This window comes from Mycolicibacterium gilvum (genome assembly GCF_900454025.1).
Classification (GTDB): domain Bacteria; phylum Actinomycetota; class Actinomycetes; order Mycobacteriales; family Mycobacteriaceae; genus Mycobacterium; species Mycobacterium gilvum.
This window is the reverse complement of sequence record NZ_UGQM01000001.1, coordinates 4,874,094-4,897,615: the sequence shown is the minus strand read 5'-3', so window position 1 is coordinate 4,897,615 and position 23,522 is coordinate 4,874,094. Positions and strand designations below refer to the sequence as shown.

Below are 23,522 nucleotides of genomic sequence, written 5' to 3'. Positions count from 1 at the left end.
AAAGGAAGATCAAGTGACCCATACCGAATCAGACCTCGACGCCGCGATCGAGGTCGAGGCAGACCCCGACGACTCGACGGGCCAGATCGCCGAGGACCTGTCGGACCCGGTGACCATCCCCGTCGAGGCCTACGTCTCCGAGGCCTATGCGCGCGCCGAGCGAGACAAGCTGTGGCGCAAGGTGTGGCAACAGGTCGGGCGCGTCGAGGAGATCCCGGAAGTGGGCAGCTACCTCACCTACGACATCCTCGACGACTCGATCATCGTCGTCCGCACCGGCGAGAACACGTTCGCCGCACACCACAACGTCTGCATGCACCGCGGCCGCAGGCTCGTCGACGTCCCCGACGGCGCCAAGAACGCGGTGGGGCGGGCCCGAAAGTCGTTCGTCTGCGGATTCCACGGCTGGACCTACGGTCTGGACGGAACGTGCACCCACATCCGCGAACAGGACGACTGGAAGGGCACGCTGACACCGCGCAACACCCATCTGGCTCCCGTGCAGGTCGACACCTGGGGCGGTTGGCTTTTCGTCAACATGGACCCCGACTGCGAGCCGCTGGCCGACTATCTGTTCCCGGCCGCGAAGATCCTCGAGCCATTCGGGCTGGAGAACATGCGCTACAAGTGGCGCAAGTGGCTGTACTTCGACTGCAACTGGAAAGTCGCGATGGAGGCCTTCAACGAGACCTACCACGTGTTCACCACCCACCCGGAGTTCAACAAGTTCGGTGAATTCAAGGGATGGGCGAAAGCGCAGGGCCGGCACAGCAATATCGGCTACGACGCACCGAAGGGCATGGACGAGACCAAGTCCAAGATCCGCCTCGGCACCGGTGACCCGCGCATCTCGACCGCCGAGATGCAGGTCTACACCATGGAAGAGACCAACGCGACCACCACGCAGACGCTGGTGAACGCCGCCAAGCGGCTGGTCGACGAACTGCCCGAAGGCACCCCGGCCGATCAGGTGCTGCAACACTGGCTCGCCTCGGCCCGGCGCGACGACGAGGCGCGCGGGGTGATCTGGCCGACGATCCCTCCGGACATCCTGGGTCAGAGCGGGACGGCATGGCAGGTCTTCCCGAACTTCCAGATCGGCCAGGGCCTGACGAGCGCGCTCTGCTATTCGGCCCGTCCCGATCCGAGCTACGACCCGAACAAGTGCATCTTCGAGGTCGCGGTGTTCGAGCTGTACCCGAAAGGTGAAGAGCCCGCGACGGAATGGGCCTACACGCCGAAGGATTCACCGAACTGGCTGTCGGTGCTGCCGCAGGACTTCTCCAACATGGCGGCGGTGCAGCAGGGGATGAAGTCCGCGGGTTTCCCGGGCACGCTGCCCAACCCGTACCGCGAGCGCAGCACCGTGAACCTGCACCACCAACTGTCCAAGTACATGGGAACGGGCGACCCCCGCGAGATCTAGGCCGCGATTTCGGTGTAGTTGGTCACGCTCACGTTGACCGACTACACCGAAATCACTCTGAAAGGAACACTGTGAACGAGTGCGGGCCCACCGACACCCCCGACGACATCGACATCCCCGCGCTGCGGGAGCGCTACGCCGCTGAACGCGCGAAGCGACTGCGGCCCGAAGGCGCCGACCAGTACCTCGAGCTGGAAGGGGATTTCGCCGAGTTCGCCGAGGTCGACCCGTACACCACCGCGACCCCGCGGGATCCGATCGTCGAGGACACCAACGTCGTGATCCTCGGCGGGGGTTTCGCCGGTCTGCTCGCCGGCGCGTACCTGAAGAAGGCGGGCGTGACGGGCATCCGCGTCATCGAGATGGCCGGGGACTTCGGCGGTGTGTGGTACTGGAACCGCTTCCCGGGCATCCAGTGCGACAACGATGCGTACTGCTACATCCCGCTGCTCGAAGAGCTCGGTTTCATGCCCAGCAAGAAGTTCGCCGACGGCGCCGAGATCTTCGGGCACTGCCGCAACATCGGCAAGCACTTCGGCCTCTACGACGGGGCGTTGTTCTCCACCCAGGTGCGCGAACTGCGGTGGGACGACGGGACGCAACGCTGGCAGATCAGCACCGATCGCGGTGACGACATCCGGGCCCGGTTCGTCGTGATGGCCCAGGGTTCCTACAACCGACCGAAGCTGCCCGGGATCCCGGGTATCAAGGACTTCCGCGACGCGGGTGGCCACGTGTTCCACTCGGCGCGCTGGGACTACGACTACACCGGCGGTGACGCGGACGGCGGTCTGCACAAGCTCGCCGACAAACGTGTCGCGCTGGTCGGCACCGGTGCGACCGGTATCCAGTTGGTACCCCACCTCGGCCGGGATGCCCAGCAGCTCTTCGTGTTCCAGCGCACCCCGTCGTCGGTGGATCAGCGGGTGAACACCCCTACGGATCCGGACTGGGCCGCCTCACTGCAGCCGGGATGGCAGGAGGAGCGCAAGCGCAACTTCCACAACTGGTCCCCGTTCGTCGGTGTCGTCTTCGGTGAGCCGGATCTGGTGTGTGACTTCTGGACCGAGCTCGGCCGCAATCTGACCGCGCGGATCGCCGGCAGTCCTGACCCCACGGCCGTCACGATCGAGCAGATCATGGCCTTCCGGGAAGAGGAGGACTACAAGATCATGGAGCGGCTGCGCCGACGTGTCGCCGAGATCGTGCAGGATCCGGAGACCGCGGAGGCGCTCAAGCCCTACTACCGCTTCATGTGCAAGCGGCCGTGTTCGAGCGAGCAGTACCTGGACACGTTCAACCGGCCCAACGTCACGCTCGTCGACGTATCGGAATCCAAAGGCGTGGAACGGCTGACCGAGAAGGGGATCGTCGCCAACGGCGTCGAGTACGAGGTCGACTGCGTGATCTTCGCCAGCGGCTTCGAGATCTCCACCGAGATCCACCGCCGGTACGCCATCGACAGCATCGTCGGCCGCGACGGAGTGTCGCTGTTCGACTACTGGCGTGACGACTACAAGACGCTGCACGGCATGACCAGTCGCGGGTTCCCGAATCAGTTCTTCATGGGATTCATCCAGGGCGGCGTGTCGGCGAACACCACGGCGATGTTCGAGCAGCAGGCCGAGCACATCGCCTACATCATCGCCGAGGCGCAGAACCGGGGCGCCGCCGTCGTCGAACCCGCCCAGGAGGCCCAGGACAACTGGGTCCACACCGTGCGCGAGCTCGCCATCGACAACTCCGCGTTCGAGATGTCCTGCACACCCGGCTATTACAACAACGAGGGCCGAGGCGGCGCCGTGCGTAACGGCGCGTTCCTCGGTGACTTCTACTCGCCCGGTTTCTACGCCTTCGACGAGTTGATCGCGGCATGGCGGGACAGCGGCGACCTCGAGGGCCTGGAACTGTCGTGACCGACCTGAGGTTCGACGGTCGCGTCGCGGCCGTCACCGGCGGCGGTCGCGGACTGGGCCGGGCGTACGCGCTGATGCTGGCGTCGCGCGGGGCGAAGGTCGTCGTCAACGACGTCGGCGGCAGCCTCACCGGTGACGGTGCCGACCCCGGCCCCGCGCAGCAGGTCGCCGACGAGATCGTCGCCGCCGGCGGCGAAGCGGTCGCGAGCACCGACTCGGTGGCGACGGCGGACGGAGGAGCGGCGATCGTCGCGACCGCGCTCGACGCCTACGGCCGCATCGACGTGCTCGTGCACAACGCGGGCAACGTGCGGCGGGGCTCGCTGCGGGAGATGAGCCACGACGACTTCGACGCCGTGCTCGACGTGCATCTGCGGGGTGCGTTCCACGTGGTACGGCCCGCCTTTCCGGTCATGTGCGACAACGGATACGGCCGCATCGTGCTGACCTCGTCGATCGGCGGCCTCTACGGCAACCACGACGTGGCCAACTATGCGGTCGCCAAGGCCGGCGTGATCGGCCTGTCCAACGTCGCGGCCCTCGAAGGCGCCGCGCACGGCGTGCGCAGCAACGTGATCGTGCCCGCGGCGGTCACCAGGATGGCCGAGGGCATCGACACCTCGGCCTACCCGCCGATGGACCCCGATCTGGTGGCGCCGACCGTCGGTTGGCTGGCGCACGAGACCTGTTCGGTGACCGGCGAGATCTTCATCGCGCTGGCGGGCCGGGTCGCGCGTGCGGTCATCGCGGAGACGCCGGGGGTGTACCAGCCGTCGTGGACGATCGAGGACGTCGCCACCCGGATCGACGAGATCCGGGACTTCTCTGCGCCCGTGGTCTTCCCGGTGGTGCCCAGCGGTCACAACGACCACATCGGCTACAGCTTCGCGATGGCCGATGAGCGCTCGCGCGAAGAGCATGTGGCAAGCCATGGCTGACAGCGGACCGCTGGCGGGCATCCGCGTCGTCGACCTCACCGCGATGGTGATGGGGCCCTACTGCACCCAGATCATGGCCGACATGGGCGCCGACGTCATCAAAGTCGAACCGCCGCAGGGGGATAACACCCGGTTCATCTCGGTCGGCCCGGTGTCGGGGATGAGCGGGGTGTTCGTCAACGTCAACCGCGGAAAACGCAGCGTCGTGCTCGACCTGCGCTCGGCCGAGGGCAAGGCGGCGCTGCGGGCGCTGATCGAGAGGGCCGACGTCTTCATCCATTCGATGCGCTCCAAGGCGATCGCCAAACTCGGCTTCGGCTACGACGACGTCGCCGCGGTCAACCCGGCGATCATCTACACCAACTGTTACGGCTACGGCCGGCGTGGTCCCGAGCGTGACCGGCCCGCCTACGACGACACCATCCAGGCCGAATGCGGTCTGCCCGCGGTGCAGAAGCAGCTCACCGGTGAGGCGGACTACGTCGGGACCATCATGGCCGACAAGGTCGCCGGACTGACGGCCCTGTACGCGACGATGATGGCGCTGTTCCATCGGGAACGCACCGGGGAGGGGCAGGAGGTCGAGGTCTCGATGTTCGAGACCATGGCTTCCTTCATGCTGGTCGAACATGCCAACGGCGCCATGTTCGACCCCCCGCTCGGCCCGGCCGTCTACCCCCGCACCGTCGCGCCGAACCGGCGTCCGTACCGCACCAAGGACGGCTACATCGCCGCGCTGATCTACAACGACAAACACTGGAACGCGTTCATCGCCGCGGTGCGACCGCCCTGGGCGTCCGAGCTGTACTCGACGCTGGAGTCGCGCGCCCACCAGATCGACACCGTCTACGGACTCGTCGCCGAGACGCTGGCCGAACGGACCACCGAGGAGTGGCTGAACCTGTTCCGGGAACTGGAGATTCCGGCCGCGCCGCTGAACACCCCCGACGCGCTCTTCGACGATCCGCACCTGAATGCGGTCGGTCTGTTCGAAACCGTCGACACCCCGCACGGTCCCGTGAAGTTCCCGGGGGTGCCGACGTGGTTTTCCCGCACCCCGGGCAAGGTGCGCGGCCCCGCACCGGAACTCGGCGCCGACACCGCGGCGGTGCTCGCCGAACTCGGGCTCGACACCGTCGCAGCAGAACAGGTGAGCTGATGGATTTCGACATGGGCAAGGGTGCCGCGGACCTGCGGCGCGAACTGCGGGCGCTCGTCGGAGAGCACGTCCCCGAGCACTTCCTCGGGGCGTTCACCGACGACCCGGCCGATCTCGATACGACGCAACGTTTCTGCCGGATGCTGGCCGAGCGCAACCTGCTGTGCATGGCCTGGCCCGAGGAGTTCGGCGGTAGCGGCGCATCGGTGTGGGAGCAGACGGTGGTGCGCGAGGAGATGTGGGCCCACCACGAGCCGCGCGGCGCGCAGTACATGGGCGTCAACTGGGTGGGGCCGATCATCATGCGCCACGGCACCGAGGAGCAGCAGCGCAGGCATCTGCCCCCGATCGCCGCCGGCGAGGTGATCTGGTGTCAGGGCTTCTCCGAACCCGAGGCGGGATCGGATCTGGCGTCGCTGCGCACGTCTGCGCGCGCCGACGGCGACGGTTGGCTGGTCAGCGGCCAGAAGATCTGGACGTCCTACGCGACGATGGCGCAGTGGTGCTTCCTGCTCGCGCGGACATCCAGGCTGGGAGAGGGCGCCACCCAGAAGAAGCAGCAGGGGCTGACGATCTTCCTTGTGCCGATGGACGATCCGGCGATCACCGTGCGGCCGATCCGCACGATGCTGGGCCCGCACCATCTCAATGAGGTGTTCTTCGACGACCTGCGCGTCACCGAGGCCGATGTGCTCGGCACCGTGGACCAGGGCTGGTCGATAGTGCAGGACGTGATGTCCTTCGAGCGGGTCGGCATCGCCCGCTATGCCCGCTGTGAGCGGCTGCTGGCCGCCGCGCCGACGGTGCTGGGGGAGCGCTGGGACTCGCTGCCGACCGAGCTGCGGGGCCGCTGGATCCGGATGCTGACGCACTGCCGCCGGGCGCGGCTTCTGGCCTACCGTGTGGTGGCGCTGCAGAGCAGTGGACGCATCACCCCCGGCGATGCCGCCGCGTACCGCATCGCCGTGACGAAGCTGGACCAGGACAGCGCCGAGGTGCTGATGGACATCGCGGCGGAGGTGCGTCACGACGACGAGCGTGCCGCATGGTTCCTCGGTGAGGTCGACGACCACTGGCGCTACTCGCAGGCGGCGACGGTGTCGTCGGGAAGTATTGAGATGCAACGGATCCTGCTGTCGCGGGCAATGCTGACTGCGGACGCGAGGAGCAAATCAGCTAGTGCGGGAGCCCCGCGATGATCCTCGATCTGTCCGACGACGCCCTGGAGTACGGGCGGCAGGCGCTGCAGGCCTTCGAGAATGCCGGCGGCGACCGCCTGGCCGAACAGGCCGAAGCCGACCCCGCGGCACGCCAGGCCCTGGTGACCCCGGTGCTCGACGGCCTCGGCGCCTGGGAGCTGGACCCGCGTGCCGATCCGGACGGACTCGAAGCGGCCGCCGCACTCTGCCGCAGCGCCGGGTACTGGGCGGTGCCGTATCCGCTGGCAGAACGCCTCGCCGCTCCGGCCGATCTGGACGTCGACGGGCTGCTGGTGATCGGTTCGACCCGGCCGTCGGCTTCCGTGGCCGGGCTCGATCTCCGTTGGGCCGCAGTCGATCTGGACGGTCGACGGTCGACGGTGACAGGCCACGGCGAGCCGGGACCGGCGTTCGTCGCCGAGCTCGAGCTCTCGCCCGTCGACGACGCCGGCGGGCCCGACCTCGCGCTGGCGCTGGTGCTGCCGAGCTGGACCCTGCTCGGGATGCTCGACCGCGCCCTCGCACTGACCGTGTCGCACGTGAGCCTGCGCAAGCAGTTCGGCCAGACGCTGTCGTCCTTCCAGGGCGTGCAGTTCCAGCTCACCGACGCCGAGGTCGAACGCAGCGGCGTCGACATCCTGGCCAAGCATGCGTTGTGGAGCATCGCGACCGATCAGCCACAGGCCGTCGACGATGCGCTGGCGTTGCGGCTCGCCGCGCTCGAGGCCGCCGAGGTCGTCTTCCGGGTGTGCCATCAACTGCACGGCGCCGCCGGCTTCTGTGACGAGACCACGCTGTCCTGGCTGTCGCGGTACAGCCAGCCGTTGCGGCGCCTGCCGTTCGGGCTGTCGGCCACCCGCGACCATCTGACCCGCCTCGCCGGGCGGCGCGGACTGGCGGGACTGTACACATGAGCGAGCTGGAGACCTTCCGCGCCGAGGTCCGGGACTGGTGCCGCGAGCACGTCCCCGCGGATTGGCGTGCGACTCAGGCCGGGGTCGGCGAGGAGGAGTTCGTCCGGTTCCAGAAAGCGTGGTTCGCCGAGCTGCACAGCGCCGGGTACGCGGTGCCGCACTGGCCGGCGCAGTGGGGTGGCGGCCTTCCTGTGGACAAACAGGTCGTGCTGTATCAGGAACTGGCGGCACACGACGCACCCCGGCTGGTGCTCGCGTTCGTCGGAATCCACCACGCCGCGTCCACGCTGCTGGTCGCGGGCACCGAGGAGCAACGGCGGCGCCATCTGCCCGCGATCCTCGACGGCGAGATCTGGGTGCAGGGCTTCTCCGAACCCGAGGCGGGGTCCGACCTCGCCGCGCTGCGCACCTCCGCCCGCCGGGTCGGAGATGAGTTCATCGTCAACGGCCAGAAGCTCTGGGCCAGTGGAGGAATGCACGCCGACTGGTGTCTGTTGCTGGCCCGCACCGACCCGGACGCGCCGAAGCGGAAGGGCATCTCGTACTTCCTGCTGGACATGACGAGTCCGGGTGTCGACGTGCGGCCCATCCGCAACGCCATCGGCGACTCGCACTTCTGCGAGATCTTCCTCGACGACGTCCGAATCCCGGCGACCAACCTGATCGGCGCCGAGAACGCGGGCTGGCAGGTGGCCCAGGAGACGCTGGGCGCCGAGCGCGGCATGACGATGCTCGAGCTCGCCGAACGCCTCGGCAACGCCGGATTCCGTTGGCTGGTCGAATCCGCACCGGTCGACGACCCGATCGTCGCCGACCGGCTCGCCGGCTTCGAGACCGAACTCGCCGCGCTGCGAGGGATGTGCCGGCGCATCGTCGAGCACGGTCCCTCCGGTCCCGCCGACCCGTCTGTCGTCAAGTTGTACTACAGCGAGCTGCTGCAACGGCTCACCGACTTCGGCGCCGAGATCGGCGGGCTGCCCGCACACACGGTGCTCACCAAACCGATGTCGAGCGGATGGGAATCCGGTTCCTGGGTACTCGATTTCGTCGGATCCTGGGAGTGGACCATCCCGGGCGGAGCGAGCGAGATCCAGCGCACCATCATCGGCGAACGCGGGCTCGGGTTGCCGCGAGAACCGAGTGCGCTGTGATGCGCGCCGGATTCGCCGAGTTCCACGACGAGCTGCGCGCGGTCGCCTCGGACCTGCTGGCCAAAGACGGTCACGCGCCCGAGTGGCAGGTGCTCGCCGACGCCGGATGGACCGGACTCGAGGTGCCCGACACGTTGGGGGGTGCGGGCGCGTCGTTCGCCGAAAGCGCGGTGATCCTCGACCAGATCGGCCGTGCCGCGGGCGTCACCGGCTATCTCGGCGGGGCAGTGCTGGCCGCCGGTGTGCTGAACCTGCTGCAGCCCAGCGACTCCCGCGATCACCTGCTCGCCGCGGTCGCCGGTGGCGAGCCGCGGTCTGCTGTGGTGACCGGAGACTTCTCGATGTCGGCCGGAAAGCTGACCGGCCGAGCCGAGTTCGTGCCCGACGCCGTCGGCGCCGAGCGCCTGCTGGTGGTGACCGGTCCCGAGGTCGCCGTCATCGAGACCGCTGCGGCGACGGTGACGGCACAGCCGGTGGTCGACGAGACCCGCCGCCTCGCCACCATCGCGGCCGACTCGGCCACGGTGGTGGACATCCTGACGTTCGACGGCAATCCCGCCGACGCGGTGAACGCACTTCGTCATCGTGCCGAGATCGCGGTCGCCTGCGACAGCCTCGGTATTGCCGAGCGGATGCTCTCGGCCACAGTCGATTACGTGAAGGTACGACACCAGTTCGGCAGACCGATCGGTTCGTTCCAAGCCGTCAAGCACGCGTGCGCCGACATGCTCGTCGCGGTCGAGGTCTCCCGGCAGCTGGTGGCCGACGCGGTCGACGTGCTGGCCGGCGGCGGGGACGCCGCGATCCCCGCCGCGATGGCGAAGTCGTACGTCTGCGCCGCCGCCGTCGAGGTCGCCGGTAAGGCGATGCAGTTGCACGGCGGCATCGGCTACACGTGGGAGAGCGGCATCCACACCTACCTCAAACGCGCCACCCTGAACCGGTCCCTGTTCGGTTCACCTGCTGCACAACGCAGAAGACTCTCACAGCGCTACCACTAGAAGGAGATCCCATGGGCGTTCCCGTATACAAACGCATTCTCGACCTGTTCGAGGCCGAGGGCGTCAACACGCTGTTCGGCATCCCCGACCCGAACTTCGTGCACATGTTCACCGAGGCCGACGCGCGCGGGTGGTCGGTCGTCGCACCGCACCACGAACTGAGCGCCGGTTTCATGGCCGAGGCGGCATCACGGATGACGGGTGGTCCGGGCCTGTGCATCGGCACGCTCGGCCCCGGTGTGGCCAACATCGCCGGCGCCATGATGTGCGCACTGGTGGAGAACTCGCCGGTGATCTTCCTCGGCGGCCAGCGGGCGCGCGTCACCGAACGACGGGTACGGCGCGGCCGCATCCAGTTCGTCCAGCAGGAAGGGCTTTTCGCGCCGTCGGTCAAGTACAGCAGCTCGATCGAGTACGCCGATCAGACCGACGAGATCATCCGCGAAGCCATCCGCCGGTCGATGTCGGGAACCCCCGGCCCCAGCTACGTCGAGTTCCCGTCGCACGTGATCCTCGAAGAGCTCGACGTCGCCGATCCGCTGCCCCCCGAGCGGTACCGCCTCGTCAACCAGGGCGCCGGCGAGCGGGAGATCGCCGAGGCGGCCCGCCTGATCCGTGCCGCCGAGCGCCCGATCCTGTTGGTGGGCCACGGCGTTCACACGTCGCGCACCCAGCAGCAGGTCAGGGAGCTCGCCGAGTTGATGGCCTGCCCGGTCATCCAGACCTCCGGCGGCACGTCGTTCATCCCCGGCCTGCAGGACCGCACCTTCCCGTACCTGTTCTCCCCGGCCGCCAACGAGGCCGTCGAGCAGTCCGACCTGTGTGTGGCGCTGGGCACCGAGCTCGGCGAACCCATGCACTACGGCCGCACCCAGCACTGGGCGGGCAACGACGCCAACCGCAAATGGATTCTGGTGGAACAGGATCCGACTGCGATCGGTGTGAACCGGCCGATCGACGTGCCGTTGGTCGGCGACCTGCGCGGCGTGGTGCCGCAGCTCGTCGACGCCCTGCGCGACACCCCGCGCGCACCGTCGGCGAACCTCGACTCCCTGGTGAAGGCCGATGCCGCGGAGCTGGCCAGGGTGGCCGAGGAGGCGCCGAGCGGGCGCGCCCCGGTGCATCCGGCGCGCTACGTCGTCGAGGCGACCAAGGCGTTCAAGGAGCACACCGAGGACGGCATCCTGGTCCGCGACGGTGGCGCGACGGTGATCTTCCAGTGGACCTACTCGCAGGTGAAGCCGCGTGACGTGATCTGGAATCAGAACTTCGGCCACCTCGGCACCGGCCTGCCCTACGCCGTCGGCGCATCCGTCGCGGAGGGCCGCAAGCGGCCGGTCATGCTCCTGACCAGTGACTCGGCGTTCCTGTTCCACATCGCCGAACTCGAAACCGCGGTGCGAGAGAACCTGCCGCTGGTCTGCGTCGTCGGCGTCGACCATCAGTGGGGGCTCGAAGTCGGGGTGTACAAGCGCACGTTCGAGCAGCCCTCACCGCAACCCGGCGTGCACTGGAGCAAGGACGTCCGGATGGACAAGATCGCCGAGGGGTTCGGCTGCCACGGCGAATACGTCGAGAAGGAAGACGAGATCGGCCCCGCGATCCAGCGCGCATTCGCCAGCGGCAAGACCGCCGTCGTCCACGTCTGCATCGACCCGAAGGCCAACTCCGAGGAGATGCCCAAGTACGACCGATTCCGGACCTGGTATGCAGAAGGCACCCAGTAGGCCAGTGAACTAGGGAAGAGTAAAGCCATGCGTGAATACCTGAAGCACTACATCGACGGCCAGTGGGTCGACCCGGTCCGGCCCAACGCCCTCGACGTCGACAACCCCGCCACCGAAGAGGTGTCCGGCAAGATCGCGTTGGGCTCGTCCGCGGACGTCGACCTGGCGGTCACCGCGGCGCGGCGGGCCTTCGGCACCTGGTCGCAGACCACGCGCGAGGAGCGCCTCGAACTGCTCGGCGCGATCATGGCCGAGTACCAGAACCGCGCCGCCGACCTGGCCGACGCGGTCCACGAGGAGATGGGCGCGCCCGCGTCGCTCGCATCCGGTCCCCAGGTCAACCTCGGCATCGGCCACCTCGCCACCGCGATCGACGCGCTGAAGAACTTCCAGTTCGAAGAGCAGCACGGCAGCACGCTGGTGGTCAAGGAGCCCATCGGCGTGTGCGGGCTGATCACGCCGTGGAACTGGCCGATCAACCAGATCGCCTGCAAGGTGTTCCCGGCGCTGGCGACCGGCAACACCATGGTGCTCAAGCCGTCGGAGGTGGCGCCGTACTCCGCGCAGATCTTCACCGAGATCCTCGACGCCGCAGGGGTTCCCGCCGGCGTGTACAACCTCGTCTACGGTGACGGGCCGGGCGTCGGCGCGGCCATCTCCAGCCACCCCGAGATCGACATGGTGTCGTTCACCGGTTCGACCCGGGCCGGCATCGAGGTCGCCCGCAACGCGGCCCCGACCGTCAAGCGCGTCACCCAGGAACTCGGCGGCAAGAGCCCGAACATCGTGCTCGACGACGACGACTTCGCCAAGAGCGTCGCCGCCGGCACGTCGGTGATGATGGTCAACAGCGGGCAGAGCTGTAACGCGCCGTCGCGCATGCTGGTGCCGAACTCGCGGATGGATGAGGCGATCGCGGTCGCCCGTGAGACCGCGGGCGCGGTCAAGGTCGGCGACCCGGGCGACCAGTCCGCCATCGGTCCGGTCGCGTCGCGGGCACAGTTCGAGAAGATCCAGGGGCTGATCCAGAAGGGCATCGACGAAGGCGCCACCCTGGTCGTCGGCGGCACCGGCCGTCCGGACGGCGTCGACAAGGGCTACTACGTCAAGCCGACCGTGTTCGCCAACGTCACCAACGACATGACGATCGCGCGCGAGGAGATCTTCGGTCCCGTGCTGTGCATCCTCGGCTACGACGACCTCGACCAGGCCGTCGCGATCGGCAACGACACCGAATACGGTCTGGCGGGCTACGTCTCGGGCTCTGACCTGGAGCAGGCCCGTGCGGTGGCCCGCCGCATCCGGGCCGGATCGGTCGCGATCAACCACGGCTTCGACATGGCGGCGCCGTTCGGCGGCTACAAGCGCAGCGGCAACGGCCGCGAGTGGGGGCCGTTCGCGTTCGACGAGTTCCTCGAGGTCAAGGCCGCGCTGGGGTACGCCCCCGCCTAGCAGGGATTTCGGTGTAGTTGGTCAATCTGACGTTGACCAACTACACCGAAGTCACGGGGAGCGCAGCGCGTCGGGCTTGTGGACGGCGTCCTTTCCCGTCTTGTCGCTGCGCACCAGATACTGCGGCTCCTCCTCGGACGCCCGGACCGTGCGCCCGCCCGCCTCGGTGTCGGCGGTGATCTTCTTCTCGACGGTGCCTTCGACGGGGTTGCCGTGGCTCTGCCACGTCACCTTGTCGCCCTTCTTGAAATTTCTGTCGCTCACAGCAATGTTGATACCCATAGCAGCACCTGCTATCCGTGGAATAGATGGAGAGCGCACGGGTAAAAATGGTGGTCGATACTCGGAGTCTGCGAGGGGGACCATGGGTAAGTTTCCTGACGTAGTGGTGACGGGCGTCGCCATGACGACGGCGCTGGGGACCGACGCCGAGTCGACATGGCAGGCGTTGTTGGAGGGTCGCAGCGGTATTCGTGTCCTGCAGGACTCGTTCATCGAGGAATTCGACCTGCCGGTACGCATCGGTGGGCACCTGCTGGAGACGTTCGACGAGCAGCTGAGCGCCGAAGAGAACTACAACCTGTCCTACGTGCAGCGCATGGCCGTCGTGCTGGGGCGCCGCGTGTGGGAGCACGCCGGATCACCCGACGTGGACCCGAACCGGCTGGCCGTGTCCATCGGCACCGGCATGGGCGGTATCGAGGAACTGCTGTTCGCCTACGAGAATCTTCGGGGGGCCCGTTTCGACGAGGTCAACCCGACCGCCGTGCAGCAGTACGCACCGAGCGGGCCGTCGTCGGCTGTCGCGCTTGAGCGCCATGCCCGGGCCGGGGTGCTCGCCCCGGTGTCGGCGTGTGCGTCGGGGTCCGAGGGTGTCGCGCAGGCGTGGCGGCAGATCATCTTCGGCGAGGCCGACATCGCGATCTGCGGCGGCGTCGAGGCCCGGATCGAAGCGGTGCCGATCGCGGGATTCGCGCAGATGCGCATCGTGATGTCGACCAACAACGACGATCCCGAAGGGGCCTGCCGCCCGTTCGACAGGGACCGCGACGGGTTCGTGTTCGGCGAGGGCGGCGCTCTGCTGGTGATCGAGACCGAGGCGCACGCGAAGGCCCGGGGTGCGAAGATCCTCGGCCGGCTGATGGGGGCCAGCATCACCTCGGACGGCTTCCACATGGTTGCCCCGGACCCCAACGGCGAACGCGCCGGGTACGCGATGTCGCACGCCGTCGAGCTGGCCGGTCTCGCGTCGGCCGACATCGACCACGTCAACGCCCACGCCACGGGCACGACCGTCGGCGACGTCGCCGAGGGGATCGCGATCAACAAAGCGCTCGGCGGCCACAAGCCCGCGGTGTACGCACCGAAGGGCGCGCTGGGCCACTCCGTCGGCGCGGTCGGCGCGGTGGAGTCCATCCTGACCCTGTTCGCGCTGCGTGACGGCGTCATCCCACCGACCCGCAACCTGCGTAATCTCGACCCGGAGATCGACCTCGACGTCGTCGCCGGTGAGCCTCGGCGCGGTCGCTACGAGTACGCGATCAACAACTCGTTCGGCTTCGGCGGCCACAACGTGTCGCTGGTGTTCGGCCGCGCTTAGGCGCAGCCCGGCGCGCCGCGGCTCAGGCCTTGACGAGGGTGAACTGCCCGAGCTCGCTGATGCCGCGGGTGAAGAAGTCGCTGCAGCCGGTCAGGTACTTCATGTACCGCTGGTAGACCTCTTCGGAGGTGGCCGCCACGGCCTCGTCATGGTGGGCTTCGAGCGCCTCGGCCCACGTGTCCAGCGTCCGCGCGTAGTCCTTGTTCAGGAACTGCGTCTGCTCGAGGGTGAACCCCGCCTCGGCGGACAGCTCGACGATGTTCTCCTCTCCGGGCACCGAGCCACCCGGGAAGATCTCCTTGGCGATGAAGCGCATGAACTTCAGATCGGACATCACGATCGGAATGCCCAGCTCGGGCCACTTCTTCAGCGGGTGACCGAGGATCGCCTGCAGCACGAACCGGCCGCCTTCGGGCAGCACGCTGCTGCACATCTTGAAGAACGGCGCGTAGCGCTCCTGCGGGAACGCCTCGATGGCCTCGATGCTGATGATGCGGTCGACGGGTTCGTCGAACTGCTCCCAGCCGCGCAGCAGGATTCGTCGGGACCGCTCGGTGTCGAGACCGTCGAGCAGCTCCTGGGCGAACTTGCACTGGTTGCGGCTCAGCGTCAGGCCGACGACGTTGACGTCGTACTTCTCGACCGCGCGCTGCAGCACCGACCCCCAGCCGCAGCCGATGTCGAGCAACGTCATCCCGGGTTCGAGATTGAGCTTGCCGAGCGCGAGGTCGATCTTGGCGATCTGCGCCTCGGCCAGCGTCATGTCGTCGCGCTCGTAGTACGCGCAGCTGTACGTCCGGGACGGGTCCTGGAACAGTCCGAAGAAGACGTCGGAGAGGTCGTAGTGGGCCTGCACTTCCTCGAAATGGGGCTTCATATCGTCCGCCGTTGGCGGTGTCGTGTCGTGCCCCGTGGGCGGCTCCGCCGTTCTCCCGGTCATCCCCGACCGACCTCCATTCCGTTCAGGCGTTGTGTCGCCGAATCAGGTAACGCGTGTGCTCAAATTACTACACCGCGATCCATCACTGCTTTTCCAAGGTGAACTGCACGACGTCGGTGTAGCCGTCGCGGAAGAGGTCGGCGCAACCGGTCAGATACTTGTAGAAGCGCTCGTAGATCTCCTCGGAGGTGATCGCGACGGCCTCGTCCTTCTTGTCCTTGAGGTTCGCGGCCCAGGTGTCGAGGGTCTTGACGTAGTGCGGCTGCAGGTGCTGCTCGCGGGTCACCGTGTAGCCCGCACCCTTCGCGGCGTCGGTGACCTGGGCGGCCAGCGGCAGACGGCCGCCGGGATAGATCTCGTCCATGATGAACTTGATGAAGCGCACCTTCGACATGGTCAGCGGCAGCTTCTTGGCTTTGATCTCCTCATCGCTGGGGATGATGATCGTGTGCAGCATCTGCACGCCGTCGTCGGGCAGCCAGCTGAACGTCTTCTTGAAGTAGTCCTCGTACTTGTTGAACCCGAAGTGCTCGAAGGCGCCGATCGACACGATCCGGTCGACCTTCCCGTCGAACTCCTCCCACGGCTGCAGCCGGACTTCCATGCTGCGGTTGGTGTCGATGTTCGGGAACCGGTTCTGCTCGATGTGCTGCTTCTGGTTCTCCGAGAGCGTCAGGCCGATGACGTTGACGTCGTACTTCTCCACGGCGCGCTGGATGGTCGAACCCCAGCCGCAGCCGATGTCGAGCAGCGTCATGCCCGGCTGCAGGCCGAGCTTGCCCAGTGACAGGTCGACCTTCGCGAGCTGCGCCTGCTCGAGCGTGTAGTCGTCCTTCTCGAAGTACGCGCAGCTGTAGGTCTGCGACGGGTCCTGCCACAGCTTGAAGAAGTCGTTCGAGATGTCGTAGTGGAACTGGACTTCCTTCTTGTCCGATCCACGCGTCTCCGACGCCGACTTCGACAGCCATGCCGACTGTGCGGTGGCGTCCTGCTGTTCGGCTGAGGTGTTTGACATGTAGCCCATCCTGTCTGCAAGTGATCACACGAGCATGCGTGGCGCGGCTGTTCGCTCAACTCGGCCCTGGTCCGCTCGGGTGGTGCGCACCTCTATCAGATGCGAACGCGGCGGCTTCGCCGACCATACCCGCCGCGGGATTGCCCGGTCGAGACGGCTCGCGACGGAAATTTTCTCTTCATCGTGTCGGGTCGGACGGGCGGCGACGGCGTTCGCAGACCAGGATGGCCGGCATGGCCGACAACCCTTTCCGCGACACCGGGACGATCTACCTCAAGGCCTGTGTCAACGGAGCCCGCACACCGGATCACCATCCGAATCTCCCGGTGACGCCGGATCAACTGGCCGCCGAGGCGGTCGCCGTGCACGCCGCGGGCGCGAAGGCCGTTCACATGCATCCCAAGGGCGCCGACGGCAGGGACTCGCTGCGGGCGGAGGAGGTGGACGCCGCGGTCGCGGCGGTCCGTGAGGCTCTGCCGGGGTTGCCGCTCGGTGTCACCACAGGCTTCTGGGCACTGCCCGACGCGCAGCAGCGCCTCGAGGCCATCGAGGAGTGGAGCATCCTGCCGGACTTCGCGTCCGTGAACTGGCACGAGCCGGGGTCACCCGAGGTGGCCGAGCTTCTGCTGAGCCGCGGTATCGGGGTGGAGATCGGCCTCTTCCACGCCGAGGCCGCGCGGGCGTGGGCGGCTTCCGAGATGACGCAGCACTGCATGCGGGTGATGATCGAACTGGGCGCCGACGGGGACGTGTCGAGGGCCGACGAGATCCTCGGCGTGGTCGACGGCGCGCGGTCACCCGCACCGGTGCTGTTGCACGGCCTCGACGAAAGCTGTTGGCCGCTGCTGGAACACGCCGGCGTCCGCCGGATTCAGGCCCGCATCGGGCTGGAGGACACGGTGTGTCTGCCCGACGGGTCCGTCGCCGACGGCAATGCCGCTCTGGTCGCCGCGGCGCTGGAACTGCTCAGTCGGTAGGCGCGCCGAGGGCGAAGTCGCCGAAGTCGAAGCCCGGTACGACCACGCAACTGACCAGGCACGGCTGCTCACCGCTGGGTCGCGCGCGCTGCCAGTGCCCGGGCGGCACCACGTACTGGGGACTCTCGCCGGCGAGGATGTCGGCGCCGAGGACATGCGTCGTCGCGGACTCCTGCTGCTCACCGACCTCCAGGTGCAGCGGTCCTCCCGAGTGGTAGAGCCACAGTTCGGCGCTGCGCACGGTGTGCCAGGCCGACTGCTGGCCCGGCATCAGAAGGAACAGGATCGCGGTCCCCGCGTTTCGGCCACCCGTGTAGTCCGGCGGTAACACCGATTGCGGAATGGTCAGGTCGCTGCGCCACGTCTCCCGGTACCAGCCGCCCTCGGGGTGGGGGGAGAGATCGAGCCGACGCGCCCATTCGGGGAGATCGCTCATCGGCTCACCCTAGTAGTCTTGCGCGCATGGCTCGCGCGCTTCCGGGGTGGCTGGTCGCGCTGTGTGCGTTGATCGTGGCGGTGAGTGCGTGGCTGCCGTGGCTGACGGCCGCCGATGGAGGGCGTGCCAACGCGATCGGCAGTGTGGTGGGTCCGATGCCGGTGCCGCCGCCGGGCTTCGGCGTGGGTCAACTCGTGGTGCTGCTCGCGTCGACGTTGGTGGTGTCCGGCGCGATGGCGGCCAGAGGGATCTCGGGCCGTATGGCTTCCACGGCGGCGCTGGCCATTTCGATTCTGCTCGTGGTGCTGGCGCTGTGGTATTACCGGCTCTACGTCTACCCGCCGGTGACCGCCGGCTACGGGCTCTACGTGGGCGGCGCGGTGGCGCTGCTGGCGGTGGTGTTGTCGGTGTGGGCGATGCTCTCGACGTGGTCGACCGGCAGCCTCAGGTGACCCGGGTCTGACCGCGAGTCCTGCTGTCGCGCAGGATAATCGCCGGCTGCGCGGTCCAGCCCGCCAGGGGACTGGACCGCGGCAGCCGACGGGTCGGGATCACTCGGCGTCGACGGTGTTGGCTTCGATCGACGTCTGGGATTTGGTGTGGTTGATCGCGATCTTGCGCGGTCTGGCCTTCTCGGCGACCGGAATCGTCACGGTGAGGACGCCGTTCTCATAGGTTGCCGAAATCGCTCCCGTGTCGATGCCGTCGCCGAGCGACAGCTGGCGCCGGTAGGTGCCGTAGAAACGCTCGCTGCTGAGCCACTGGGCGGACTCGTCGGACCGTGCGGTTCGGTGCGCCGAAATGGTGAGCGTGCCGTTGTCGACGTCGACGTCGACCGATCCGGGATCGACCCCGGGAAGGTCTGCGGTCAGGACATAGTGGTCGTCGATCTTGCACAGGTCCATCGGCATGAAACGAGGCGTACGGTTCGATCCGGTCTGGCTGGTAAGCAGGCCCCGGGTCAGCGCGTCAATGTCACTGAACGGATCAAAACGGAGCACAGCAATTCACCTCCTATGTCGCTTAGAGCCCGCCACCCTGGCGGGCGACCAAATCACTGTGCACCAGCGAGATTAGCACTCGAGATAGGAGAGTGCCAGCACTATTTTGGGGGAAATTTCGGCCCCGGTCGGGGCACTGCTGCAGCTACGGCACCGGGCGGATCTGCGCCCCACGCAGATGCCGCTGGCATTGATCGCAGCGCAGCACCGGGTCGAAACGCCTTCCGCATGCCGTATGGGTGAGGATCACCGCGGGTCCCTCGGGGGACGGGAACCACCGCTGCGCCCACGACAGCGCGCACACCAGCACCGGGAAGAAGGCCCTCCCCTTGTCGGTGAGCTGGTAGCCGCCGTCGCCGCTGACCAGGATCCCCTCGTCGGTGAACGTCGTCAGGCGGTCGGCGACGGTGGTGGGCGGGGCGCCGAGCTGGGCCTGGAAATCGGTGAAGCGACGCATCCCGACGAACGCGGCGACCAGCATCGCGAACGCCCAGCGGTCACCGATCACGCTCATGGTCTGCGGGAACAGGATGGTCGCACCCGAACGGTGCCCGCTGGAGCGGCGGCGCTGGGTACCGCCCGGGATCGAGCGCTGCCAGGATCCGCTCGGACCCCATTGTGCGACAACGTCATTGCCGCTCGCCTCCGCCGTGCACGATCGGCAGACGACTCGGGGGGCGAACTCGTGGCCGCACCCTGTGTGCCGCATCCGGGGCAGGGGCTCGGCATGGTCGGTCACCCACCGTCGCTCCCATTCCCAGATCGAGGTCAGCATCGGCCAGAGTGAGCGGCTCATCGGCGTCACCAGGTACTCGAACCGGGGTGGATTGCTCTGATACTGGTTGCGGGACAGCATCTCTGTGGCACTCAGCGATTGCAGCCTGCTCGTCAGTACCGCATTGGACACCGGCAGGGCATCGAGGAACTCGCCGTAGCGCCGGGCCCCCAGCAGCGCCCGCTGGACGATCAGCAGCGTCCACTCGTCGCCGAGCAGGCCGAGCATGCGGGCGACCGCATTGGGGGGCCCGGTCAACTAGAGGCCGATCGCCCCGGCCGCCGACTCGCTGTCGCGCCACCGCGGCAGGTCGCAACCCGCCGCCCAGGTCGAGTGCGTACCGCTGGAGATACGCTCGGGCAGTTGAAGTTTGCACACCGGGCCGTCGCCGACGCGAGCCGCGTCGAACACCAGGCAGTACGACGCGTCGGTGTTCATGTCGGTGGTCAGCGTGACGAGGTAGCCGTCGTCCTCATCCGTGCCGCCCACGCGCGGCGCCATCGCCGTCTCGCTGCCGAAAACGCAGTCGTCGAAGGTGAATCTCTGCTCGGTGCCGGTGTGCAGGTCGTGCTTGACCAGGCCGTCGAACAGAAACCACCCGGGCTTGCCGGTCGCGGCGTACGTGTACCGGTGGGGACGTCCCGAGAAGCCGGGGTTGATCATGCCGAATTCGGTGAAACTGTCGGACAGGTGCTCCTCGCGCACCGCGCCGGTCTTCAGGTTGAACCGCCACCGGTGCAGCCGGGTCTGCATCCCGTCGAGGGACAGGGACCGGAAGATCTGCTGCCATTTACGGCTCATGCCGTTGTCGACGCCCTGGGTGGGTTCCGGGTCGCCCTGGAAGAACCCGTCGAGCACGATCTCGTCGCCGTCCTCGAAGGCGTTGGGAAAGTGCAGGACGTAGGTCGGGTCGGCCTCGAACCACATGATCTGCGAGGTGTTACCGCGGCGGGGGAGAACTGCGAAGCGGGACGGCACATCGCGGTGGAAGCGCGGCAGGTGGATGTTGTGTTCCAGCAGCCCGGTGTCCCAGAACAGCGGAAAGTCGTTGAGGATCACGTAGTTCTCGGTGAAGGCCATGTCGTGCGGCAGGCGCGGACCCGGCAGCGGTACGTCCACGTTGTGCACCACGTCGCCGGCGGGGCTGACCACTCCGTAGCGCATGAACGGCGCCTGCTTGCTGTAGTTGAAGAACAACAGCTCGCCGGTGCGGTCGTCGACCTTCGGGTGCGCGGACACCCCCCAGTCGGTGGGGAACCCGCCGTTCCAGTCCTCCTTGCCGAGATCCGCGCCGGTGCACGGGTCGATGCGGTACAGGTCGCCGCACTGGTAGTGGCTCGTCAGCGCGACGCCCCGGTGCACGATCACGTCGGTGGACGACGCGTCCTTCATCAGAGTGCGTGCACCCCAGCCGTAGTCGCGCTTGGCCAACTCGATCGGCTCGGCGATCCCGGGCCACAGCGGGCCGCCGGCCTCGTTCTCCGCGGCGAGGGCGTCGGTGCGAACGAACCGGTTGCGGTAGAAGGCTTTTCCGTCGCGGAAGCCGACCATGTGCAGCATGCCGTCACCGTCGAACGGGTGGTAGTACTTCAGGGCCGGGTGCAGCGGATTCTCGGTGTTGCGCAGATACACCCCATCGAGATCGCCGGGGATCTGGCCTGCGACGACTCTGAGGTCGTCGTCGTCCCACTCGGTGGTCTGCGGGCGCCACGGGCCGGTGCGGTAGGGGTGGTCGTCATCCTCGGGCAGCGTGGACAGGAACTTGCCCACGACTTCGGGATGGGTGCCGGCTGTCATGGTGTACTCCCGACGACGAAACTGACGGTGGTGGCGGTGCTTCCGCCGAAGTTCAACGTGCCGAACGTCTTTGCGCCCTCGACCTGGTAGTCGCCGGCGGTGTCGCTGACCTGTCGAGCGGCGTCGAGCAGCATCCTGACCCCGGAGGCTCCCACCGGATGCCCGCCGCCGATCAGCCCGCCGCTGGGGTTGACGGGCAGCCGACCGCCGATCGCGATCTCGCCGTGCTCGATCGCCTTCCACGACTGGCCGGGCTCGGTCAGGCCGATGTGGTCGATCGCGAGGTACTCGCTCGGGGTGAAGCAGTCGTGCACCTCGAACCCGTCGACGTCGTCGAGCGAGACGCGGGCGCGTCCGAACGCGTCCTGCACGGCGTTGCGGACATGCGGGAAGACATAGGGATTCCCCGCGGAGTGGTCGAGCTTCTGGCGCAACCCCAGCCCGACGGTGCGGTGGCCCCATCCGTCGATGCGGCCGAGTGGCCGGGCGGCAGGGTTGTCGCGTAGCCACGCGTCGCTGACGAGCACGATGCCGGCGCCCCCGTCGGTGAGCTGGCTGCAGTCGAGTCTGCGCAGCCTGCCGTCGACCACCGGGTTGGATGTGTCATCGGCGGTGGGCGGAGTCGGCACGCTCCAGTCGCGGGTCTGAGCCAGAGGGTTGGCACGCGCGTTGGTGAAGTTGAGATCGGCGATGGCGCGCAGATGCGACTCGTCGAGACCGTACCTGCGGTCATACTCGTCGGCGACGGCGTTGAACATGTGCGGCCACATGAACTTCGCGTCGCGGCCCTCGTGCCCCGTCCATGCCGCTGCGCCGAGAATGGACGTCGCCGTGTCGCCCGGCACCGTCTTCTCCAGCTCGATGCCGACCACCAGTGCGGTGCGGTACGCGCCGGAACGTAGATCGGCGATCGCTGCGAGCGCGGCGACGCTACCGGATGCGCACGCCGCTTCGTGCCGGGTGGCCGGGGTGTCCCAGAGTCCGTCGACGACGGTGGCCGGCATGGCGCCGAGGTGGCCCTGATGGGCGAAGAGTTCGCCGAAGGCATTGGCGACGTGGACGACGCCGATGTCGCGGGCGTCGATGCAGGCGTCGCGCAGCGTCGACTCGACGACTTCGGCGGTCAGCTCCGAGAACCCCCGACCGTCGCGGTGGTAATTGCACGCGAAGTCGCTCTGGTAGCCACCGAGAATCCACACGTCATCCGCCGAGCGCACCACAGCACCGTACTACAACTAACAGAGTGACTGCTCCGGCGTAGGCGGTCCCGCCGGCTTCTGGTCTGAACCGACGAGACCTGGACATGAGGTGCGGTCGACCGCATCCCGTGTCTCCCGCCTTCATTCCCAGCAGTGGACGGGGCAAACCCCCGCTGCGTAATCGACGCGGGATATGGGGAAGTCTGTAACGATGAACCCGATGCCCACCCACGAGCTGGCCCGCCGGATGGCTGAGCTGGCCCGCCAGGTCGCCAGTCCGCGCCGTGTCGAGGACGTGCTGTCGGACGTGACCGCAGAGGCGAGGACGTTGATCCCGGGGGTCGACGCCGCAGGCGTGCTGCTGGTCGGCACGGCGGGCCGCTTCGAGTCGGTCGCGGGAACGTCCGAGCTGCCTCATCGACTCGACGAACTCCAGATGAGGTTCAAGGAGGGCCCCTGTCTCGACGCCGCCCTCGACCAGACCATCGTGCGCACCGACGACTTCCGGAGCGAGGAACGTTGGCTGAAGTACGCCCCGGCGGCCGCCGAGATCGGGGTGCTCTCCGGTCTGTCGTTCAAGCTGTACACCAGCGGGCATACCGCCGGTGCATTGAACCTTTTCGGGCTTGAGCCCAACGCGTTCGACGCTGAGGCCGAGACCATCGGCGCGATCCTGGCCGCGCACGCCGCCGCGGCGATCATGGCCAGCCGGCAGAGCGAACAACTCGAATCGGCGTTGTCAAGCCGTGACCGCATCGGTCAGGCCAAGGGCATCATCATGGAGCGCTATGACGTCGACGACGTCGCGGCGTTCGACATGTTGCGCAGGTTGTCGCAGGACAGCAACACCAAGCTCACCGAGGTCGCCGCGAAAGTCATCGAGACCAGGGGCACGTAGG

Annotated in this window: 22 protein-coding genes; 14 read left to right on the top strand and 8 right to left on the bottom strand. The window is 67.6% G+C overall.

The window, feature by feature from the left end:
* The first annotated feature begins 13 nt into the window (after window positions 1-13).
* From DYE23_RS23000 to DYE23_RS22955, 10 genes are all read left to right on the top strand, one after another.
* The gene (locus DYE23_RS23000) at window positions 14-1,426 is read left to right on the top strand and encodes an aromatic ring-hydroxylating oxygenase subunit alpha (RefSeq protein ID WP_115328276.1); all 1,413 of its coding nucleotides are present in this window, start codon (window positions 14-16) and stop codon (window positions 1,424-1,426) included.
* Between the two features lie 71 nt (window positions 1,427-1,497).
* Window positions 1,498-3,342 (top strand): flavin-containing monooxygenase, encoded by a 1,845-nt coding sequence (locus tag DYE23_RS22995; RefSeq protein WP_115328275.1) that lies wholly within the window; start codon window positions 1,498-1,500, stop codon window positions 3,340-3,342.
* Window positions 3,339-4,280 carry an SDR family NAD(P)-dependent oxidoreductase gene (locus DYE23_RS22990; RefSeq protein WP_115328274.1) on the top strand — a complete coding sequence of 314 codons (942 nt, stop codon included), beginning with the start codon at window positions 3,339-3,341 and terminating at the stop codon, window positions 4,278-4,280. The genes DYE23_RS22995 and DYE23_RS22990 overlap by 4 nt, the downstream gene beginning before the upstream one ends.
* The gene (locus DYE23_RS22985) at window positions 4,273-5,439 is read left to right on the top strand and encodes a CaiB/BaiF CoA transferase family protein (RefSeq protein ID WP_099961949.1); all 1,167 of its coding nucleotides are present in this window, start codon (window positions 4,273-4,275) and stop codon (window positions 5,437-5,439) included. The genes DYE23_RS22990 and DYE23_RS22985 overlap by 8 nt, the downstream gene beginning before the upstream one ends.
* The gene (locus tag DYE23_RS22980) at window positions 5,439-6,638 is read left to right on the top strand and encodes an acyl-CoA dehydrogenase family protein (protein WP_115328273.1); all 1,200 of its coding nucleotides are present in this window, start codon (window positions 5,439-5,441) and stop codon (window positions 6,636-6,638) included. Before DYE23_RS22985 ends, DYE23_RS22980 begins: the two co-directional genes overlap by 1 nt.
* Window positions 6,635-7,552: an acyl-CoA dehydrogenase family protein gene (locus DYE23_RS22975; RefSeq protein ID WP_115328272.1), complete on the top strand. Its 918-nt coding sequence runs from the start codon at window positions 6,635-6,637 to the stop codon at window positions 7,550-7,552. Before DYE23_RS22980 ends, DYE23_RS22975 begins: the two co-directional genes overlap by 4 nt.
* The gene (locus DYE23_RS22970; protein WP_115328271.1) at window positions 7,549-8,703 is read left to right on the top strand and encodes an acyl-CoA dehydrogenase family protein; all 1,155 of its coding nucleotides are present in this window, start codon (window positions 7,549-7,551) and stop codon (window positions 8,701-8,703) included. The genes DYE23_RS22975 and DYE23_RS22970 overlap by 4 nt, the downstream gene beginning before the upstream one ends.
* On the top strand, window positions 8,703-9,704 hold the full coding sequence (locus DYE23_RS22965) for an acyl-CoA dehydrogenase family protein (RefSeq protein ID WP_115328270.1): 1,002 nt from the start codon (window positions 8,703-8,705) through the stop codon (window positions 9,702-9,704). The genes DYE23_RS22970 and DYE23_RS22965 overlap by 1 nt, the downstream gene beginning before the upstream one ends.
* Window positions 9,705-9,715: 11 nt before the next feature.
* On the top strand, window positions 9,716-11,431 hold the full coding sequence (locus tag DYE23_RS22960; protein ID WP_115328269.1) for a thiamine pyrophosphate-binding protein: 1,716 nt from the start codon (window positions 9,716-9,718) through the stop codon (window positions 11,429-11,431).
* Window positions 11,432-11,458: 27 nt separating this feature from the next.
* Window positions 11,459-12,883 (top strand): aldehyde dehydrogenase family protein, encoded by a 1,425-nt coding sequence (locus tag DYE23_RS22955; protein WP_011892688.1) that lies wholly within the window; start codon window positions 11,459-11,461, stop codon window positions 12,881-12,883.
* Between the two features lie 51 nt (window positions 12,884-12,934).
* Here DYE23_RS22955 and DYE23_RS22950 read toward each other — a convergent pair whose 3' ends face one another.
* Window positions 12,935-13,147 carry a hypervirulence associated TUDOR domain-containing protein gene (locus tag DYE23_RS22950; protein ID WP_011892689.1) on the bottom strand — a complete coding sequence of 71 codons (213 nt, stop codon included), beginning with the start codon at window positions 13,145-13,147 and terminating at the stop codon, window positions 12,935-12,937.
* Window positions 13,148-13,247: 100 nt separating this feature from the next.
* Here DYE23_RS22950 and DYE23_RS22945 point away from each other — a divergent pair, with 100 nt between their 5' ends.
* On the top strand, window positions 13,248-14,483 hold the full coding sequence (locus tag DYE23_RS22945) for a KasA/KasB family beta-ketoacyl-ACP synthase (protein WP_115328268.1): 1,236 nt from the start codon (window positions 13,248-13,250) through the stop codon (window positions 14,481-14,483).
* A gap of 22 nt (window positions 14,484-14,505) precedes the next feature.
* Here DYE23_RS22945 and DYE23_RS22940 read toward each other — a convergent pair whose 3' ends face one another.
* A complete protein-coding gene (locus DYE23_RS22940; RefSeq protein WP_013470892.1) occupies window positions 14,506-15,423 on the bottom strand; it encodes a cyclopropane mycolic acid synthase family methyltransferase in 918 nt (305 codons plus the stop codon).
* 82 nt (window positions 15,424-15,505) lie between these two features.
* Window positions 15,506-16,438 (bottom strand): cyclopropane mycolic acid synthase family methyltransferase, encoded by a 933-nt coding sequence (locus DYE23_RS22935; protein ID WP_011892692.1) that lies wholly within the window; start codon window positions 16,436-16,438, stop codon window positions 15,506-15,508.
* Window positions 16,439-16,671: 233 nt separating this feature from the next.
* Here DYE23_RS22935 and DYE23_RS22930 point away from each other — a divergent pair, with 233 nt between their 5' ends.
* Complete coding sequence (locus DYE23_RS22930; protein ID WP_011892693.1) at window positions 16,672-17,415, top strand: 3-keto-5-aminohexanoate cleavage protein; 744 nt, start codon at window positions 16,672-16,674, stop codon at window positions 17,413-17,415.
* Here DYE23_RS22930 and DYE23_RS22925 read toward each other — a convergent pair.
* A complete protein-coding gene (locus DYE23_RS22925) occupies window positions 17,405-17,851 on the bottom strand; it encodes a cupin domain-containing protein (RefSeq protein ID WP_011892694.1) in 447 nt (148 codons plus the stop codon). The two genes, DYE23_RS22930 and DYE23_RS22925, sit on opposite strands and share 11 nt — an antisense overlap.
* Window positions 17,852-17,877: 26 nt before the next feature.
* Between DYE23_RS22925 and DYE23_RS22920 the strand changes: the two genes are divergently transcribed.
* Window positions 17,878-18,303 carry a hypothetical protein gene (locus tag DYE23_RS22920; RefSeq protein ID WP_011892695.1) on the top strand — a complete coding sequence of 142 codons (426 nt, stop codon included), beginning with the start codon at window positions 17,878-17,880 and terminating at the stop codon, window positions 18,301-18,303.
* Between the two features lie 99 nt (window positions 18,304-18,402).
* Here the strand turns inward: DYE23_RS22920 and DYE23_RS22915 are convergent, their stop codons facing one another.
* From DYE23_RS22915 to DYE23_RS22900, 4 genes are all read right to left on the bottom strand, one after another.
* The gene (locus DYE23_RS22915; RefSeq protein ID WP_013470893.1) at window positions 18,403-18,852 is read right to left on the bottom strand and encodes an Hsp20/alpha crystallin family protein; all 450 of its coding nucleotides are present in this window, start codon (window positions 18,850-18,852) and stop codon (window positions 18,403-18,405) included.
* A gap of 145 nt (window positions 18,853-18,997) precedes the next feature.
* Entirely contained in the window at window positions 18,998-19,855 is an 858-nt protein-coding gene (locus tag DYE23_RS22910; RefSeq protein ID WP_115328267.1) for a winged helix-turn-helix transcriptional regulator, read from the bottom strand.
* Window positions 19,856-19,885: 30 nt separating this feature from the next.
* Complete coding sequence (locus tag DYE23_RS22905; protein ID WP_115328266.1) at window positions 19,886-21,424, bottom strand: carotenoid oxygenase family protein; 1,539 nt, start codon at window positions 21,422-21,424, stop codon at window positions 19,886-19,888.
* Window positions 21,421-22,641 (bottom strand): acetyl-CoA acetyltransferase, encoded by a 1,221-nt coding sequence (locus tag DYE23_RS22900; RefSeq protein WP_115329082.1) that lies wholly within the window; start codon window positions 22,639-22,641, stop codon window positions 21,421-21,423. The genes DYE23_RS22905 and DYE23_RS22900 overlap by 4 nt, the downstream gene beginning before the upstream one ends.
* Window positions 22,642-22,834: 193 nt before the next feature.
* Here DYE23_RS22900 and DYE23_RS22895 point away from each other — a divergent pair, with 193 nt between their 5' ends.
* A complete protein-coding gene (locus DYE23_RS22895) occupies window positions 22,835-23,521 on the top strand; it encodes a GAF and ANTAR domain-containing protein (protein ID WP_115328265.1) in 687 nt (228 codons plus the stop codon).
* The last annotated feature ends 1 nt before the right edge of the window (window position 23,522 follow it).

Coding starts and splice junctions, on each gene's coding strand:
- DYE23_RS22985 (WP_099961949.1), top strand. CDS start 4,273: ATGGCTGACAGCGGACCGCTGGCGGGCATCCGCGTCGTCGACCTCACC.
- DYE23_RS22980 (WP_115328273.1), top strand. CDS start 5,439: ATGGATTTCGACATGGGCAAGGGTGCCGCGGACCTGCGGCGCGAACTG.
- DYE23_RS22975 (WP_115328272.1), top strand. CDS start 6,635: ATGATCCTCGATCTGTCCGACGACGCCCTGGAGTACGGGCGGCAGGCG.
- DYE23_RS22970 (WP_115328271.1), top strand. CDS start 7,549: ATGAGCGAGCTGGAGACCTTCCGCGCCGAGGTCCGGGACTGGTGCCGC.
- DYE23_RS22965 (WP_115328270.1), top strand. CDS start 8,703: ATGCGCGCCGGATTCGCCGAGTTCCACGACGAGCTGCGCGCGGTCGCC.
- DYE23_RS22960 (WP_115328269.1), top strand. CDS start 9,716: ATGGGCGTTCCCGTATACAAACGCATTCTCGACCTGTTCGAGGCCGAG.
- DYE23_RS22955 (WP_011892688.1), top strand. CDS start 11,459: ATGCGTGAATACCTGAAGCACTACATCGACGGCCAGTGGGTCGACCCG.
- DYE23_RS22945 (WP_115328268.1), top strand. CDS start 13,248: ATGGGTAAGTTTCCTGACGTAGTGGTGACGGGCGTCGCCATGACGACG.
- DYE23_RS22940 (WP_013470892.1), bottom strand. CDS start 15,423: ATGACCGGGAGAACGGCGGAGCCGCCCACGGGGCACGACACGACACCG.
- DYE23_RS22935 (WP_011892692.1), bottom strand. CDS start 16,438: ATGTCAAACACCTCAGCCGAACAGCAGGACGCCACCGCACAGTCGGCA.
- DYE23_RS22930 (WP_011892693.1), top strand. CDS start 16,672: ATGGCCGACAACCCTTTCCGCGACACCGGGACGATCTACCTCAAGGCC.
- DYE23_RS22925 (WP_011892694.1), bottom strand. CDS start 17,851: ATGAGCGATCTCCCCGAATGGGCGCGTCGGCTCGATCTCTCCCCCCAC.
- DYE23_RS22920 (WP_011892695.1), top strand. CDS start 17,878: ATGGCTCGCGCGCTTCCGGGGTGGCTGGTCGCGCTGTGTGCGTTGATC.
- DYE23_RS22910 (WP_115328267.1), bottom strand. CDS start 19,855: ATGCTCGGCCTGCTCGGCGACGAGTGGACGCTGCTGATCGTCCAGCGG.
- DYE23_RS22905 (WP_115328266.1), bottom strand. CDS start 21,424: ATGACAGCCGGCACCCATCCCGAAGTCGTGGGCAAGTTCCTGTCCACG.
- DYE23_RS22895 (WP_115328265.1), top strand. CDS start 22,835: ATGAACCCGATGCCCACCCACGAGCTGGCCCGCCGGATGGCTGAGCTG.